Below are 15,144 nucleotides of genomic sequence, written 5' to 3' on the forward strand. Positions count from 1 at the left end.
ATTCAACGCTAGTTAATTTACTGTACGTGATTAGAAAAAATATCTATTTAACAGTTTGACTTTCTAGTTCTCGCGATAAGTTGAATAACCATAGGGACTAAGTAACAAAGGAATGTGATAATGTTTAACAGTTCCATCCACTTTAAAAATTACAGGAACTTCTAGAAAACGGTCTGCTGTTTTTGTTAATTTAAGCAAGCATCAGTTTTAAAGATCACATTGTAAACCCCTTTTTCCAACGCTTCGTTCTCAGGATATAGCGCAGTAATTCTTCCGTTTTTCCCAGTGATTTTCTGATTAAACTTAATACACTGATCACCAGAGTTTTTTTTCAAGAACAACCTCAACCAATCAGTGAAACAATTTTTAATAGTACAGCACCAGCAAATACATCAGCAGAAAATCAAGTACCAGATGTATTTAGTCTCTATAAGCATGTAAATTCATCAAACAGTGAACATGCTTATGACCCGCTCTTAGATGCACAAGATAGAGCAAAAAAAACCAGAAAAGAAGCAAAAGACGTATCAAATCTTTATCATTCAAATATCAAACCGATGGAAACTGATTTCTTAGAAAAGAATCAATTATCTTCTTTAAAATTAGAAAATGAATCATTCAGTTTTTACAAAATTGAAATTATTGACACACCAAAGGATTTTGAACGTTATTCTTCTCTAATTCATATCTCTAAAGCCACTTACTCAGAGCTGAAGCCGATGCTCTAGTATAGGTTCATCAGAATAGTACTTATATGACCTTTCATGCTTAACTTATATATGATTCAAATAATACAAATATCCCAAATCATTAATTGAATGCCCTATTTACGTTACTTGCTTATTTATCTTTAGTTTTATTCTTTGAAAATAATTAGTTAAGTCTTCAAGACTGAGTTAATTCGATTAGTTTGTATAAAAGGTTACAGTGAAATATAACCATATTTCAATTTTCTCTGACTAAATTTTCCTCAATATCAATCGAATAAAGCTTAAGGACTATTAATACACTTTTTGCCATCTTCTTTAGCGCCTGAACTTACTAAGATGTGCAAGATAGTGAATGAATTTTGAGTAAAGTGGAGCAATCAGTTGAGTAAAAAAATACAATTTGATCATGATGGTATACAGTTCCCAATACAATCTGGAAAAAAATCTCCTAGTACCACACACACGGCTAAACAAATTTTAAAGTCAGCACTACAAAGTGTAGATTCTCGTTACGCTACACAATTGGCTAGTGAGAAAAATTGGCGAAAAAATTATCCATTTTATTTTCATGAATTGGTCAAGGTCGGGATCGAATCTGTCGATCATCCTCTACGTATTGCACAGCAAGGTTTAGAGACAGCCAAAAATTTATTTATTTTTAATCGTGCTGAACAAAGTCATACTTTAACTAGCGTAATGGCAAATATTAAAGACCAACCCTTTGAGTCTTTTATATTAAAAGGCAGAGGTAGCTCAACTATTGAACCTTGGTTTATTCCCTATCATGGAAAAAAATTACAAGGCGAAGCGCTATTACAGCAAATTGATCTTTGGGAACAACAACAAATCATCGAACCGAGTCATGCCAAGGCGCTCCGCTTACTCAATCAACATCCTGAATGGTTTGATTTATCAAAGCGCACTATGGTGTTGTTCGGTGCTGGTTCTGAAGCAGGTCCTTTAAGTTGGCTAGCAAAATGGCGAGCCAATATTGTAGCGATTGATCTCCCCCATCCAGCCATTTGGGAAAAAATTACTAAAGTGATTGAAAATGGTAATGCCACCTTAATCGCGCCACAAATAAAGGTCGCTGATAAGCAGCAACTTGGTGCAAATTTACTGACGCAAACACCAGAGATTGCCAATTGGTTAAATACCTTTTCTGAGAGTTTAGATTTGGCAGGTATTGCATATCTAGATGGTGAAAAACATGTACGTGTTTCGATTGCAATGATCAGTATCATGGAACAAGTGAGTCAACACAAACCTGATAGCAGTATCATGTTTATGCTCACGCCGACTGATATCTATGCTATTCCAAAAGCAGTCGTACATTCTATACAAGATAAAATTAGACAGCGTCCACTCGTAGAAAAACTGCTCACCAAATCCATTCACAATATTTCTCTTAATAACTTTTTCAAACCCAATTTAAAACAGTTAATTCAATCAGATAATGGTCAACAATATGGTATTTCCGACTGTATGGTGATTGAACAAGGTCCAAATTACGCCCTCGCGAAACGCTTGCAACAGTGGTACGCTATTACAACACGTGCGCGTGGACAGAAGACGGTCATTAATATTGCGCCATCTACCACAACACATTCAGTTGTTAAAAATCCAATTCTGAAAGCAGCTTTTTCAGGGGCTGATTTATTTAAGGTTGAAACTTTTAATCCCGAAACAACGAATGCCATTATGGCTGCACTTTGGATTCATGATCTAAATAATCCAGAGAGCGCAACGAATCCAGATAAGAAATTAGATCATCCATTAGAACTAATTATGGAAAATGCCAATCACGGTGGTTTATGGCATGTTCCATACTTGGCAAGAACAGCTTTGCCATTCGCAGCCGCATATGGTTGGGTGAGGGAAAAGTTTTAATTTAATACAAAGAAAAAAGGAGGTAGTCTACCTCCTAATTAAATCATTAATTCAAAGTCTACACTGATTGATTCAAACCGTTCTGAATCTACTGAATATAAAACAACTCATCGGACTGATGAGGATGCTCTGATTTAGATTCATCTGTGTAAAAATCCTCAACACAATATTCAAGTTCTTTTCACTTTGCTACTATAAAACCATCAGCTCTTTTGACTTATAAAATGTCTGAATCTCAATTTTCCCTCAGTGACTATCTATCAACCGTACAGGAAGTCATTCGCCTGTCCTTTGATGAACCTGTATGGGTAAAAGCTGAGATACGAAACCTGAGTATCAAGGGCGGGCACTACTATCTTGAGTTGGCTGAAAAGGAAGAGGATACAGATAAAGTCATTGCAAGCTGCAAAGCAACGATTTGGAAATTTACCGCCGTAAAAATTGTACTCAAATTTGAGCGTGAAAGTGGTATAGAGCTTTCAAAGGACTTAAACGTACTGATTAAGGTTAAGGCCCGTTTTGATCCCCAGTATGGATTTTCAGTCAACATAGAAGACATCGACTCTAGTTTTACATTGGGTGACATCGCCAAACGCTACCAACAGATTCTTGCCCGTCTAAGCACTGAGGGTTTGGTCAATCTGAACAAGTCACTTCCTGCCCCTTTTGATATTGAAAATATTCTAGTGATTGCACCAGAAAATGCAGCTGGTCTGGGTGACTTCAGGAAAGATGCTGATGTGCTCAATAAAGCTAATGTCTGCCACTTTGTTTATCACTCAGCTACTTTTCAGGGTAATACTGCTGCGAATAATATTATGGAATCTTTAAGTTCAGGACTTCGCCAGTGGGCTAAAGATTATGCTATTCCACCTGACCTCATTGTGATTATTCGTGGTGGTGGTGCAGTGAATGATCTAGCCTATTTAAATGACTATGATCTCGCTGCCCTGCTATGTAAGCGCAAGGTTCCAATATGGGTGGGTATTGGTCATGAAAAAGATCGAACCATTCTGGATGAAATCGCCCATCGTTCTTTCGATACTCCGAGCAAGGTAATTGCAGGTATTCGCAATGTGATTTCAGAACGTTCTCAGGATGTGATGGATTACTTGCAAACCATCAAGCTGCTGTCACAGCATCAAATCACAGCGTATCAGGGCCAAAATGAACAGTTGATGAATATCATCAAGACTCATGCCCAGAATCAGATCAATACAGCTAATAGAAATCTTGATTTGGTCAAGTCTACAACACAATATTTTGCCCAGCAGCAGCTTAAGCTTGCATCTACACAGGTTGAGTTTTTAATGCGTGAGACTTTATTACAGAATCCAAGGAATGTGCTTGCCAAAGGTTATGCTATTGTACGGAGTCAACACAAGGCAATCCGCTCCGTACAACAAGTCGATTCAACTGTTTCAATCGAGATGCAGGATGGCTATATTCATGCCAGTGTAAGTGAGGTAGTAAATCATGAGTAAAAATGAATTAAGCTTTAAAGACGGTTATGAACTGCTGAAGAAGAATGCCGCCCTGCTGGAATCTCAGGAAGAACCAGACATCGACAATCTGATGAAAATTGTGGAAGAGTCAATGACCGCTTACAAAGCATGTAAGTCACGCGTGGACGCTGTACAGCAAGCATTAAATGAAACATTCAAGGAATAGTTGTGAAAGAAATAAAAACAACTAGTTAAAATTTCTGTAAACTTTATAATCAGTTACAAATCTTGAATTATTAAAAAAACATTTTCCATTTTAGGGCAATATGAATATCTGACTAACTTTACTCAGCTTCATTTTGCAGACTCCAGAAAAGATAGCTCAACCGCCAATTGTAGCAAGAAAGGTATTTGTCAAGGCTGCGCCATATAGTTAACTAAGTCTACTACCTGTAACTAGCTTTATCTAGAAATCCCCATGCACTAAGCACTGAGGCAAAGACTGTTGCTTGAATATATCCGTAACAGATCAAACTACTGTTATAGCGACAATCTTTAGTTAAACGTAAGTGGGGACGATTAATCTTAATACAATTAATTTATAATATACTCAAATAGCTATTGATCGCCAATTTTAATAGTTAATAAAATTCAATCATGTTAATATCTTTTTAGTACTAACAGTTGAGCTTGTTTATTTTATGAGTAAAAATGCCAGTCTTGAAATCTGTCCAATTGCGAGAAGCCTGTCTGTACTTGGTGATGCTTGGAGTATGTTAATTCTGCGTGATGCGCATTTTGGGTTGACTCGATTCGATCAATTCCGTAAAAGTTTGGGTATTGCACCCACAATGTTAACCAAACGTTTATCTGTTTTGGTCGATGAAGAATTGCTTGAAAAACGACAATATTCTGAACACCCGCCACGTGAGGAATATTTGTTAACTCAAGCAGGCAAAGATTTTTTACCTGTTTTATTTGTAATCGGTGCATGGGGGCGTAAGCATAAACCTTTTAAAAATCCTGAGGAGATGGTTAAATTTCTTGATGCTGAGCAAGGTACAGAAATTCAACCGATTGTAATTGATAAAATTACAGGAGCAGAGATTGGATCAAGACCAATGCGCCAACAAACTAAATAATTCAAAAAAGCACTCTGAATTGAGTGCTTTTTAATAACTTAAAAGGCTGAATTATTATTTCATCCGAGTACGTTGTGTCTTGTAAGTTCCCCAACCACTGCGTAAAACTGATTTGATAAATGCCCATAAGCCACTTTCCTTAGGTTTTGGATTACTACCCTTGGCAATCCGATTAAGTTGTTGGGTATACCAAAGTACTTCCATAACCCCAAGTTGATCAATCTTTTTTATGCCAGTCTTAATTGGTTGAACTGTTTGCTTACTATTGGTTCCTACTAATAGGTATTTGGGAGCATCAGGATCAATTGCCATCAGTCTAGCAATCCCGACTACATCAAAAGCATCTGATTCTAAAGCTTGATTCATACCTTCAACACTCCTAAAGCCACCTGTCACCATTAATGGTGTTTTTACCTGCGCCCTAATCTTTTCAGCAAAATCAATAAAGAATGCTTCACGGGCAATAGTGGATGCTTTTTGAGGTGCTTTAGCTACACCTGACTCATAAGTACCACCTGAAATTTCAATTAAATCAATTCCTGCTTTAGATAATGCTTTAATGGTTGCTAGAGAATCCTCTTCTGTAAATCCACCTTTTTGAAAATCCGCTGAGTTAAGCTTTATCGCAATTGGAAAATATGCCCCTACTTGTTTTCTAATTTCTGCATAGACTTCCATTAAAAACTTGCGACGTTTTTCTGGAGTACCTCCCCACTCATCATTTCTTAGATTGTGTAATGGTGATAAGAATTGATTAATCAAATAACCATGTGCAGCATGTATCTCAACACCACTAAATCCAGCCTTTTTACATATCAACGCACTACGACCAAAGCGCTGAATGATCTCTAGTATTTCTTGATGGGTTGCTTCATCTGGCGTTGCAAATAATGATCGCATTTCGGCCCCAAATGGCACTGCTGAAGCAGAAATGTTTCGTGAATTTAATCCTTTTGGGGATTGTTTTCCGGGATGATTGAGTTGTGCCCATAATTGGGAGCCTTGATCAGTCACCGTTGTTGCCCATTGCTGTAAAATTACAAAATCCCGTTCATCTTCAATCACAACATTCCCAGGCTCCCCTAAAGCACGTCGGTCGATCATAATGTTGCCTGTGATAATCATGCCAATCCCTGACGCCGCCCAACGCTGGTATAGTCGTATATGCTTTTCAGTTGGGTTGTTGGAATAGGTCGCTAGCGTTTCACTGGTTGCTGCCTTAGCCAAACGATTTGGAATTACGAAACCATTCGGTAACGTTAAAGACTGATTCAGGAGATTTGTTTTTAATGGCAAGTCAATCATTGGCTTTACTCACACAGTTGAAGATGATTTAGGCTGAGGTTGAATAAAGTCAACCAGACTTTGAAACCACATGACATCGACAAAGTTTCCAGTAATCACAAGATCCTGAGTTCTAATGGCTGTTAAAAATGTATTGACACTATCTTTAGCTGATAGCACAGCAAAACCTGTACTGCCATTTTTAAAAGTGAATGAAAAACTTGGGGATTTACTTTGACCAGCATAAGACTTTATTTTGCCATTTTTGACTTCAAAATAACGTCCTTCACCACTAGCCGTTTGAATTTGAAATGTGACATTTTTATCTTTTACATAAGCAGCACATTTTGGATTATTTTTCACAGCTCGTTGTAAAAGCTTCGTCAGCATCCACAGTAATAATTTAAATTTCATCATTTTAGTTCTCTGTTCATCAATATATGAAGATACTTAGGGAATCCTGATGGATTACTCATTTAGAAACTGTATTGCATGCTTGAGGAAACGTTCTGGGTACTGGAACTGTGCTCCATGACCAGCATCGGGATAAATAAACAACTGTGCATTTGGAATATTAAGTGCCATCTGATAGGCATTGATGGTTGGAATCATCACATCATCTACACCATTAAGAATAAAGGTTGGCTGTTTAATCTCGCGTAAATGAGCAAAAGGATCTTGTTCATCAAGTTTCGGTAAAAAGTGCATATTGGCTTCAATCTGAGCCTGCATTACGCTGTCTGAACTTGCTGGGTCCTGATTCTTACGTTGATGGCGACGATGCCAGAAATCACGACCTGCTTGAATTGCTGTTGGAGATCGACCAAAAAATAAAAATAGAAAGTCATCTTCAGAGGGCACTGCACTGGTTGCATGCTTTAAAACTAAAGCTGGAACATCAGGATCATCGCCTCTAGGTTTTCCTCCCCGAGGACCTGTCCCTAACAACATCAATTTTCTAACTAATTCAGGGTGGCGACGTACCAAATCTTGAGCTTGAAAACCGCCTAAAGAGAAGCCCAGTAAATCAACTTGTTTCAAACCTAATGCTCGAATCACCGCTGCTGCATCGTCAGCCATATCTTCAATCCGAGTTCGAGGTTGTCCAGTTGATGAAGCGACCCCTCGCCCATTGAATAAAATAACTTCTCGTTCCGCTGCTAATCCATCTGTAATGAGTGGATCCCAATTATCTAAACCACCACGGAAATGTTGTAGAAAAAACAAAGGGGGGTGCTGTGTATTTGCATTACCCCATCTACGATAAGCAAATTTGGCTCCATCAACTTCTATAAATTGTGTTTCAGCGGTTTGATGATTAATTGTGGTCATTATCGTTATCCCATTTCATACATAACTAAGTTGAAATTTAATTCGCCAAGAAAGCTAAAGATTGCTTTACGAAGTCTTGATGAAACTGAAAAACTCCCCCGTGTCCTGCATCTGCATAGATGATGAGCGTGCTATTTGGAAGGCGCTTTGCCAAGTCATAAGTATTTACAGTAGGAACCATTCGATCATGATCACCGTTAGCAACTAAAACAGGTTGTTGAATAACTGAAAGATCAACAGATTTTTTATTTCCCCATTTTTTTAATGCTTTTAACTGAGCGCGATACGCAGAAATGGTGATTTCTTTATCACGATTTTCAGTACGTTCATTAATCCGTTGAACAAACTGTTTCGCAGCAGCTTTACCATTGTCGGTCCGAGTAAAAAATAAATAGACTTTAGGATCTTGGCGCGTTGCCATCCCACGGACTAAATCCCAATTAGAAACACGGCCAACTGTACTGATACCAGTTCCTCCAGCAGGTCCTGTTCCTGATAAGATCATCTTTCTGACTAAGTTCGGTTGTTTCAATACAATTTCTTGCGAAATCATACCTCCCATTGAAAAACCAAATAAATCAACTTTGTTGAAACCTTTTGCTTGAATAAAGGTAATTGCATCATCTGCCATTTGCTCAATCGACTGAGCGGGCTTACCTGTAGAAGCACCAACACCACGGTTATCAAAAACTACCACATGATGTTTTGCGGCAATTCCATCAATAATTCTTGGATCCCAATTGTCTAATACAGCAGCTAAATGATTCAGGAAAATAATAGGTGTTCCACCATTTTGTTGACCATATTCTCTGTAGGCGAAATTAACTCCGCCAGCATTTATAAATTGAGTGGGTACATTCTTCCAATTCGTAGCTAGCTGAGGATTTTGAATCGCTTGCTGCTTGATAAGAGTGTTCGGTGATAATTCATCACCCTTAGCCACCGAGTCACTAAAAGAGATCGATGCCACTGTTTCAGCTTGCGTTAATGGCGAAATAAAAACAGAGACCACCGTCAATCCCATCGCAATTGTATTTAATAGAAAATTCATTTTTTAATCCTCAGGATTAATGCATAGAGTCGATTTCACTGAATTTCATGAATTATTTCTTGAGACAAGGGAATAAAATACAAAGTCAGTATCGATTTAATATTAACCATACATCAACAAAAACGTATTGTCACTATCTTTTTAGTAGTAACAATTTTAATTTTAGATTATGATCAAAACATCAAGGTGAAATTGGTTATTCCATCACCAACCTATTACGTGTGAGAAATGTTGTATGACAAGCAAAGTGGTTCTTATTACAGGTGCATCTTCTGGTATTGGTTTAGCAACAGCAGATCTTTTAAATGAAGCAGGTTTTATTGTTTATGGTACGAGTCGACGTGCAAGTGATTCATCTCAATATAAATTCAATCTGATTGAACTAGATGTAAATAATGAAGATTCGGTTAATCGTGCAATCGAGAAAGTGATTAAAAATGAAGGCCGAATTGATGTTTTGATCAATAATGCAGGATTTGCAATCGCACCCGCTGGCGCTGAAGAAAGTTCGATGCAACAAGCTCAAGCTATTTTTGATACCAACTTCTTTGGTGTTGTCCGAATGACTCGAGCAGTACTTCCAGTGATGCGTAAACAAAATTCTGGACTTATTTTGAACATTAGCTCTGTTTTAGGACTTCTGCCAATGCCCTTTGGCGCGCTTTATTCTGCATCAAAGCATGCGCTTGAAGGTTATTCAGAGTCCTTAGATCATGAAGTGAGAACACAAGGGATTCGTGTTTCATTAATAGAACCTGCTTACACCAAAACTTCATTAGGCATAAACTTACTAGAAGCAGATGCAAAAATCTCAGCGTATGACCACATTCGCGAGAAGCTCCATCAGCACATGATAAAAGCAATTAATAAGTCAGATGATCCTAGTGTTGTCGCCAAGACGATTTTAAAGGTAATCAATAGTCCACAGAAACTTTCACGCTACACCGCAGGTAAAACTGCAAAACACTTAAAGAATTTACGAAAATTTGCCCCAGTAAAGATCTTTGACACATTGATTCAACGCAGTTTGAAAGTTTAACCCAGCTTAATAAATCCATTTCTAACGATCAAAAAAGAAATATATAGAGGTCCAAATGAAAGCAGCCTATATTAACCGTTATGGGAAAATCGATGATGTACAGCTAGATGAACAGCCTAAACCATCTATTTCAAAAGATTCGGTACTTGTTAAAGTTCATGCTGTAAGTATCAACCCGCTTGACTTACGAGTATTAGAGGGTGAATTCAAAGCGATTTTACCTGTTAAGTTTCCATTTATTTTAGGTAATGACTTTACAGGTGTCGTTGCTCAAGTTGGTTCAAATGTTACTCAGTTTAAAGTCGGTGATGAAGTCTATGCCAAGACAGATTCGAATGGTTCTTTTGCTGAGTACACAATCGTTCAGCAATCCTCACTTGCACTGAAACCTCAAAATATTTCTATGCAGCATGCCGCCTCACTACCGCTTGTCGCCTTGACTGCATGGCAAGCATTAGTAGAAATTGCAAAAGTTAAATCAGGACAAAAAGTATTGATTCATGCTGGTTCAGGTGGTGTAGGCTCGATTGCAATTCAGCTTGCTAAGCATCTTGGTGCAACTGTCGCAACAACGACAAGTGGTAAAAATACTCGCTGGGTTAGAGAACTAGGCGCAGATATTATTATTGACTACAAAACCATGGATTTTGAGCAAGAACTGAAAGATTACGATGTGGTCTTAGACACTCAAGGTGGAAAAACTTTAGAAAAATCATTGAACGTTATAAAGCGTGGTGGTCGTATTATCAGTATTTCAGGGCCACCTGACCGTGCTTTTGCTGAAGCAATCAAAGCAAATTGGTTATTAAAATTTATCATTCCGCTTTTAAGTTGGTCCATTCGTAATAAGGCAAAAAAAAGAGACATTATCTATTCATTTTTATTCATGCAACCAAATGGATATCAGCTGACTCAAATAGCTGAACTTGTTGAGGCTGGGAAAATTAAACCTATCGTTGATAAAGAATATCCATTCTCACAAATGAATGAAGCTCTTCAATATGTAAATACTGGACGTGCGAAAGGCAAAGTCGTTGTACAAATTGCTGAATAATTTCCCAAATAAAAATAGGCATCATTCGATGCCTTAATTTTTAATTTAAAGCCTGCACTGACTGCTGCAATTTTTTCTGAATATCCTGCAAATGAGTTAAATCATGTATTTGCTGATGCTGTTCTGATTTACTCGTCAACAATATCCAAGCCCTTTTCTTCACCAACCTCAAAACTGGCATTACAATAGCTCTGCCTTGCCACATGGTCTAAAGTCTACTGATAAAACCCTACTGCTTTGCTTTGTTCATCCGTCTGTTTGGCTGAGCTAATTGCCCCATGAAAGCTCATTCCATAAGTTATGGTTAAGCTCAATTAATATAACAAGCTATGGTGCTTTTACCTCATGAAGTAAGTTGTAATGACAGGTATTATAAAAGATCATCCGATGCTGCATCGGTAATAACGCAGCCGTACTGCTAAAGCGAGTATTTTATTAAAAAATGAAATAGGCCACTCTTCTAGATACGTTTGGGATGTGACTATAGGAGCAATTATCTTATCTTGGCGAAGCGTCTATGAGCTTATTTATCAGATGAAAAAAATAAAACACAATTCTGTACCAAAATCTAATTTAGATATCAGTAAAAAAAGCCTAATTTTGGTAAATTAGGCTATAAACTTTTTATAATTAAAATTTTAGTTAAAACCACTAAAACTAATTTTTTTTGATCGGCATGATGCGATCTCATGCTTAACGTTGATATTTGAACTTGTCGATTATAGCTCGATCATGGCTAAGTGTTAGGAATACGTTTATTCTATTCACTGCTCAAATACTACCGTATCGCCTACGGATTCGATCAAAACTATTTGATCCAAAGTTAAGAATTTAACTGGATAATTGTAATATCACTCGCCTGTAGCCCTTTTTTTCCTTGCAAGACGTCAAATTTAACTCGCTGACCTTCGAAAAGAGTTTTAAAACCACTATTTGCGATTGAACTATAATGAGCAAAAACATCTTGACCATCATCAGATTGAATAAAACCGAAACCTTTTGTTTCGTTAAACCATTTAACTGTGCCATTCATATAACTAGACATAAAAAATCCTTTCTCTTTTGAGAATTTAATTAATAAATTAAACTTTAAAATAATAATTTTGAAACTAAAATATCAAATAAGCGAAAAATGCAAAAGAAGAATTTTAATGAGACAAATATATTTTCCTATCGTTAGAATTAACTATACACTCTTAATTTTTAATAGCAACTTATATTATTTTAGGTGAATATTACAAATATTTACCTCTTCGATAACTTCAAAAATATCATAATCATAGTCCTCTCACGCCATATGATTATAATTTTTAAAATAACTTTCTTGGCTTATTTTTATCTAAAATATCCTACCTAATAGCTTACATCTCTTTAAAATTTATCTATAGTATCTCTTCTTCCTGATCCAGAGCAGGAATATATTTCGTCACTTCTTAATACATTATAAATTCTGCTCATCAATATTGATAAAAAATGTAATAAACAATACAAAGATATTAGCTTATTCTTTACAAGAAAAAATAAAAATGAGTCTATTCAAACTCAATAAAGCTAGTATTTTTACTTTATATAGTAGCTACTACCATCTAAACTATTAAAAACCCAATCTAGCGTAGGGTAAATAATTTCCCCTTTTATCAAAATGTATTCAATTTTTAAACTTTGAACTCGTTTTTTTTGAAGTGCACTTTCAGTATTTTCATCTGAGTAATTTGCGTGCGCTCTTTTCTCTCTACCCTGATAATCAACAACCGTAATGTCTTTTAGCATAAATATGCTCCAATTTAATCAAACATAGTATGCCTAGTAGTGCATATATACAATTGATAATTTAACCACTCCCTAATTTCATTAATTTTCAGAAAATTAAATACTGTGATAAAAATTTGATCAAAAAATTATATATGTATGTTTTATGTAGCTCTACTTGAAATTTAAATGATATATTTCGAGACTTTATATGATAATACTCAAGCATTTATATATAATTGATTTTATTTATGAAATATTTCATCGAGATAAACAGCATTTTTGGCACATATCAACACATATAGGTCTTAAAACTATCGTAGTGTAACGGCTTTTACAGCGTACTATGGGTTTTCCACAGTGAAGTTAAGAAGATAAAAATGTCAGGTTTCAAAAGTTTCTCACAAAATACTACTACCCATGCAAATACAATTAAAGTTCAAGCAAATGAGCATTCAGAAGTAAAGTCCCCTACTGAAACCCAGCCTTCACAAACTCCAAGTTCTGAAAGTGATCAATCTGGAAATAATGACCAACCAGATCCTAACAATAAATAATTCCTTATTAACAGTGCCTTAAAACTTATTTAAGGCTCTGCTATTATCGTGAGAAAAGTAATACAGTGATTTACTTTACTGTTAATTATTTTATCAATTTAATTTGTTTAGCTCTTTAAGAAATTGCAACTATTCATTCCTAAAATTAATATGACTAGTCTCTCAAATCTGAGGGGCTTTTTTAATTGCTCTAATACAACATAAGAAGCCGTGAGCAACATAGAAATTGCTTTCTTTACAAAAAATTATTTTCCACGCTATTTATAATTTCGCAGCTTAAAAAAGAACATAATTTTATTTCTCATGTGCTACTCTGTTGAGTTTTCTTAAGAAACGCTTTGCCATGAATTCTAAACAACAATATGAGGCAAGTGCATTTCAGTGGTCTTTTTTATTACCCAGATATTGGGGTATATGGATTGCCATCATTGTTCTGATGATATTTGCTTTACTCCCTTGGTCTATACAATGTCGATTTGCGAAAATTTTATCAAACCTGTCATGGAAATTTCTACATTCCAGAAGAAAAACTACAGTCAAAAACCTTTCTCTATGTTTCCCTAACAAAACATATGAAGAAATTGAAACAGATGCAAAACAGGTTTTTTTCAATGCAATGCTTGGCGTTTTCGAAGCCCTAAATGCATGGTACCGACCGCAGTGGTTTGTAAACAGAATCCATGTTCATGGTACAGAATATCTAAAAAGTTCTCATGACAAAGGCATCTTATTACTAGGTAGCCATACAACACTATTGGATGCTGGTGGTTTCGTGAGTAGCCGTTTCTTCGATTTAGATGTGGTTTATAGACCACAAAATAATCCCCTTTTAGATATGATGATTACCAGATGCCGCTCTCAAATTTATAAAAATCAGATTTCTAAAGATGATATGAGAGCACTGATCAGCAACTTAAAACATGGTCATGCCATTTGGTATAGTCCCGACCAAGACTTCGGTCTTAAACAGGGTGTAATGGCTCCATTTTTTGGCATACCCGCAGCAACACTAACTGCACATAGACGGCTAATAAAAATTACAAATTCTGTCGCCATCCCACTATTTTTTTATAGAACTGGAGACATCAAAAATCCTCAATATCATATTTTATTAGAACCTCCTCTTGATAACTTTCCAAGCAATGATGAAGTAGCAGATGCGACTAGAGTCAATCTTATTTTGGAAAGACAGATCAAAACACAGCCTACTCAATATATGTGGTTTCATCGAAGGTTTAAAACCAGAATAGATGGACAAGAAAAAATATATTAATATTTTCTAAAAATCATTGAAAAATATCAGAATAACATGGAGATGTTTGATTAATTTTATTCTACATTATTTGAATATAGCAACTATTTATCTGTTTTATATGTCTTTATTAACATCTAAACATAAAAGTGTTTCAAATAAACTAAAGATGATCTCATTTCTATATTTGTAAGAGTTAAAGCATCATTTACTTTTATTGTCATCTTTCTAAATAGTTCATTGAACCCATGTTATAGGCATCAATGGAGTCAATATCCACAATAATGCTGGTGGTAGTAGTGGTAGGTACTTTTTGGGTACCGATCACATAAATTGCATCTGTAAGATGTAAGGTATCGATGTTCTTAAGATAGGTTAAGTCATCTTCCTCTTTGGAAATTTGTTCAGTAGTGAGACTTTTTCGTCCACTCTCCCTAAATGTTTTTAGGACGAGATTTTGTTCTATATTATAAAAGTCATCTCGTGGAATAATTCTTCCTGAAATCATTAGACCATTGACAGCCAAAGTTACAGCAATACCATCTTTTACTTTTTCAAGATCACTATTAATCATCAACACTAACATTCTTAATACAGCATGTTTCATAAAGTATCCTTTATCATCTTTATAATTATCAA

15 protein-coding genes and 2 pseudogenes are annotated in these 15,144 nt (G+C 35.9%); 8 read left to right on the forward strand and 9 right to left on the reverse strand.

Annotation, left to right across the window (positions count from 1 at the left end):
- Positions 1–63 precede the first annotated feature (63 nt).
- Positions 64–347, reverse strand: a pseudogene (locus tag AAV96_RS01770) (hydroxyisourate hydrolase); the annotation flags it as partial.
- Positions 348–1,091: 744 nt separating this feature from the next.
- Here AAV96_RS01770 and AAV96_RS01780 point away from each other — a divergent pair.
- The 4 genes from AAV96_RS01780 to AAV96_RS01795 all read left to right on the forward strand — a co-directional run bounded on the left by AAV96_RS01780 (position 1,092) and on the right by AAV96_RS01795 (position 5,187).
- Positions 1,092–2,600 (forward strand): hypothetical protein, encoded by a 1,509-nt coding sequence (locus AAV96_RS01780; RefSeq protein WP_046738084.1) that lies wholly within the window; start codon positions 1,092–1,094, stop codon positions 2,598–2,600.
- Positions 2,601–2,824: 224 nt separating this feature from the next.
- Entirely contained in the window at positions 2,825–4,084 is a 1,260-nt protein-coding gene (xseA, locus tag AAV96_RS01785; RefSeq protein ID WP_046738085.1) for an exodeoxyribonuclease VII large subunit, read from the forward strand.
- Positions 4,077–4,271 (forward strand): exodeoxyribonuclease VII small subunit, encoded by a 195-nt coding sequence (gene xseB, locus AAV96_RS01790; protein ID WP_005161583.1) that lies wholly within the window; start codon positions 4,077–4,079, stop codon positions 4,269–4,271. The genes xseA and xseB overlap by 8 nt, the downstream gene beginning before the upstream one ends.
- Positions 4,272–4,746: 475 nt before the next feature.
- Positions 4,747–5,187 (forward strand): winged helix-turn-helix transcriptional regulator, encoded by a 441-nt coding sequence (locus tag AAV96_RS01795; protein ID WP_046738086.1) that lies wholly within the window; start codon positions 4,747–4,749, stop codon positions 5,185–5,187.
- Between the two features lie 54 nt (positions 5,188–5,241).
- Here the strand turns inward: AAV96_RS01795 and AAV96_RS01800 are convergent, their stop codons facing one another.
- Genes AAV96_RS01800 through AAV96_RS01815 form a run of 4 tightly spaced genes read right to left on the reverse strand, consistent with a single transcriptional unit; the run spans position 5,242 to position 8,854 of the window.
- The gene (locus AAV96_RS01800) at positions 5,242–6,492 is read right to left on the reverse strand and encodes an NADH:flavin oxidoreductase/NADH oxidase family protein (RefSeq protein ID WP_046738087.1); all 1,251 of its coding nucleotides are present in this window, start codon (positions 6,490–6,492) and stop codon (positions 5,242–5,244) included.
- Between the two features lie 9 nt (positions 6,493–6,501).
- Complete coding sequence (locus AAV96_RS01805) at positions 6,502–6,888, reverse strand: hypothetical protein (RefSeq protein ID WP_046738088.1); 387 nt, start codon at positions 6,886–6,888, stop codon at positions 6,502–6,504.
- 51 nt (positions 6,889–6,939) lie between these two features.
- The gene (locus AAV96_RS01810; protein WP_046738089.1) at positions 6,940–7,803 is read right to left on the reverse strand and encodes an alpha/beta fold hydrolase; all 864 of its coding nucleotides are present in this window, start codon (positions 7,801–7,803) and stop codon (positions 6,940–6,942) included.
- A 37-nt stretch (positions 7,804–7,840) separates the two neighbouring features.
- Entirely contained in the window at positions 7,841–8,854 is a 1,014-nt protein-coding gene (locus AAV96_RS01815; RefSeq protein ID WP_046738090.1) for an alpha/beta fold hydrolase, read from the reverse strand.
- A 235-nt stretch (positions 8,855–9,089) separates the two neighbouring features.
- Between AAV96_RS01815 and AAV96_RS01820 the strand changes: the two genes are divergently transcribed.
- Complete coding sequence (locus AAV96_RS01820; RefSeq protein WP_046738091.1) at positions 9,090–9,893, forward strand: oxidoreductase; 804 nt, start codon at positions 9,090–9,092, stop codon at positions 9,891–9,893.
- 55 nt (positions 9,894–9,948) lie between these two features.
- Entirely contained in the window at positions 9,949–10,947 is a 999-nt protein-coding gene (locus AAV96_RS01825) for an NADP-dependent oxidoreductase (protein WP_046738092.1), read from the forward strand.
- Positions 10,948–10,987: 40 nt separating this feature from the next.
- Here the strand turns inward: AAV96_RS01825 and AAV96_RS18410 are convergent.
- The 3 genes and pseudogenes from AAV96_RS18410 to AAV96_RS01835 all read right to left on the reverse strand — a co-directional run.
- Positions 10,988–11,387: pseudogene (locus AAV96_RS18410) on the reverse strand (hydrolase or metal-binding protein); the annotation flags it as partial.
- 383 nt (positions 11,388–11,770) lie between these two features.
- Positions 11,771–11,992, reverse strand: coding sequence for a cold-shock protein (locus tag AAV96_RS01830; RefSeq protein WP_005214857.1), 222 nt, complete (start codon positions 11,990–11,992; stop codon positions 11,771–11,773).
- A 515-nt stretch (positions 11,993–12,507) separates the two neighbouring features.
- A complete protein-coding gene (locus AAV96_RS01835; protein WP_005214855.1) occupies positions 12,508–12,717 on the reverse strand; it encodes a hypothetical protein in 210 nt (69 codons plus the stop codon).
- A gap of 359 nt (positions 12,718–13,076) precedes the next feature.
- Here AAV96_RS01835 and AAV96_RS18210 point away from each other — a divergent pair, with 359 nt between their 5' ends.
- On the forward strand, positions 13,077–13,253 hold the full coding sequence (locus tag AAV96_RS18210) for a hypothetical protein (RefSeq protein WP_005214854.1): 177 nt from the start codon (positions 13,077–13,079) through the stop codon (positions 13,251–13,253).
- A gap of 343 nt (positions 13,254–13,596) precedes the next feature.
- Positions 13,597–14,526, forward strand: coding sequence for a hypothetical protein (locus AAV96_RS01840; protein ID WP_005214852.1), 930 nt, complete (start codon positions 13,597–13,599; stop codon positions 14,524–14,526).
- A 199-nt stretch (positions 14,527–14,725) separates the two neighbouring features.
- On the opposite strand, the gene AAV96_RS01845 is transcribed toward AAV96_RS01840, so the two are convergent.
- Positions 14,726–15,144: hypothetical protein (locus AAV96_RS01845; RefSeq protein ID WP_227505816.1), on the reverse strand; the 419-nt coding region annotated here is incomplete at its 5' end.

Source organism: Acinetobacter sp. AG1 (assembly GCF_001005525.1).
Classification (GTDB): Bacteria; Pseudomonadota; Gammaproteobacteria; order Pseudomonadales; family Moraxellaceae; genus Acinetobacter; species Acinetobacter modestus.

Bases quoted from the DNA above. Each gene is read 5' to 3' on its own strand.
- AAV96_RS01795 (WP_046738086.1), top strand. From the start codon at position 4,747: ATGAGTAAAAATGCCAGTCTTGAAATCTGTCCAATTGCGAGAAGCCTG.
- AAV96_RS01835 (WP_005214855.1), bottom strand. From the start codon at position 12,717: ATGCTAAAAGACATTACGGTTGTTGATTATCAGGGTAGAGAGAAAAGA.
- xseB (WP_005161583.1), top strand. From the start codon at position 4,077: ATGAGTAAAAATGAATTAAGCTTTAAAGACGGTTATGAACTGCTGAAG.
- AAV96_RS01820 (WP_046738091.1), top strand. From the start codon at position 9,090: ATGACAAGCAAAGTGGTTCTTATTACAGGTGCATCTTCTGGTATTGGT.
- AAV96_RS01840 (WP_005214852.1), top strand. From the start codon at position 13,597: ATGAATTCTAAACAACAATATGAGGCAAGTGCATTTCAGTGGTCTTTT.
- AAV96_RS01815 (WP_046738090.1), bottom strand. From the start codon at position 8,854: ATGAATTTTCTATTAAATACAATTGCGATGGGATTGACGGTGGTCTCT.
- AAV96_RS01810 (WP_046738089.1), bottom strand. From the start codon at position 7,803: ATGACCACAATTAATCATCAAACCGCTGAAACACAATTTATAGAAGTT.
- AAV96_RS01800 (WP_046738087.1), bottom strand. From the start codon at position 6,492: ATGATTGACTTGCCATTAAAAACAAATCTCCTGAATCAGTCTTTAACG.
- xseA (WP_046738085.1), top strand. From the start codon at position 2,825: ATGTCTGAATCTCAATTTTCCCTCAGTGACTATCTATCAACCGTACAG.
- AAV96_RS01805 (WP_046738088.1), bottom strand. From the start codon at position 6,888: ATGATGAAATTTAAATTATTACTGTGGATGCTGACGAAGCTTTTACAA.
- AAV96_RS01830 (WP_005214857.1), bottom strand. From the start codon at position 11,992: ATGTCTAGTTATATGAATGGCACAGTTAAATGGTTTAACGAAACAAAA.
- AAV96_RS18210 (WP_005214854.1), top strand. From the start codon at position 13,077: ATGTCAGGTTTCAAAAGTTTCTCACAAAATACTACTACCCATGCAAAT.
- AAV96_RS01825 (WP_046738092.1), top strand. From the start codon at position 9,949: ATGAAAGCAGCCTATATTAACCGTTATGGGAAAATCGATGATGTACAG.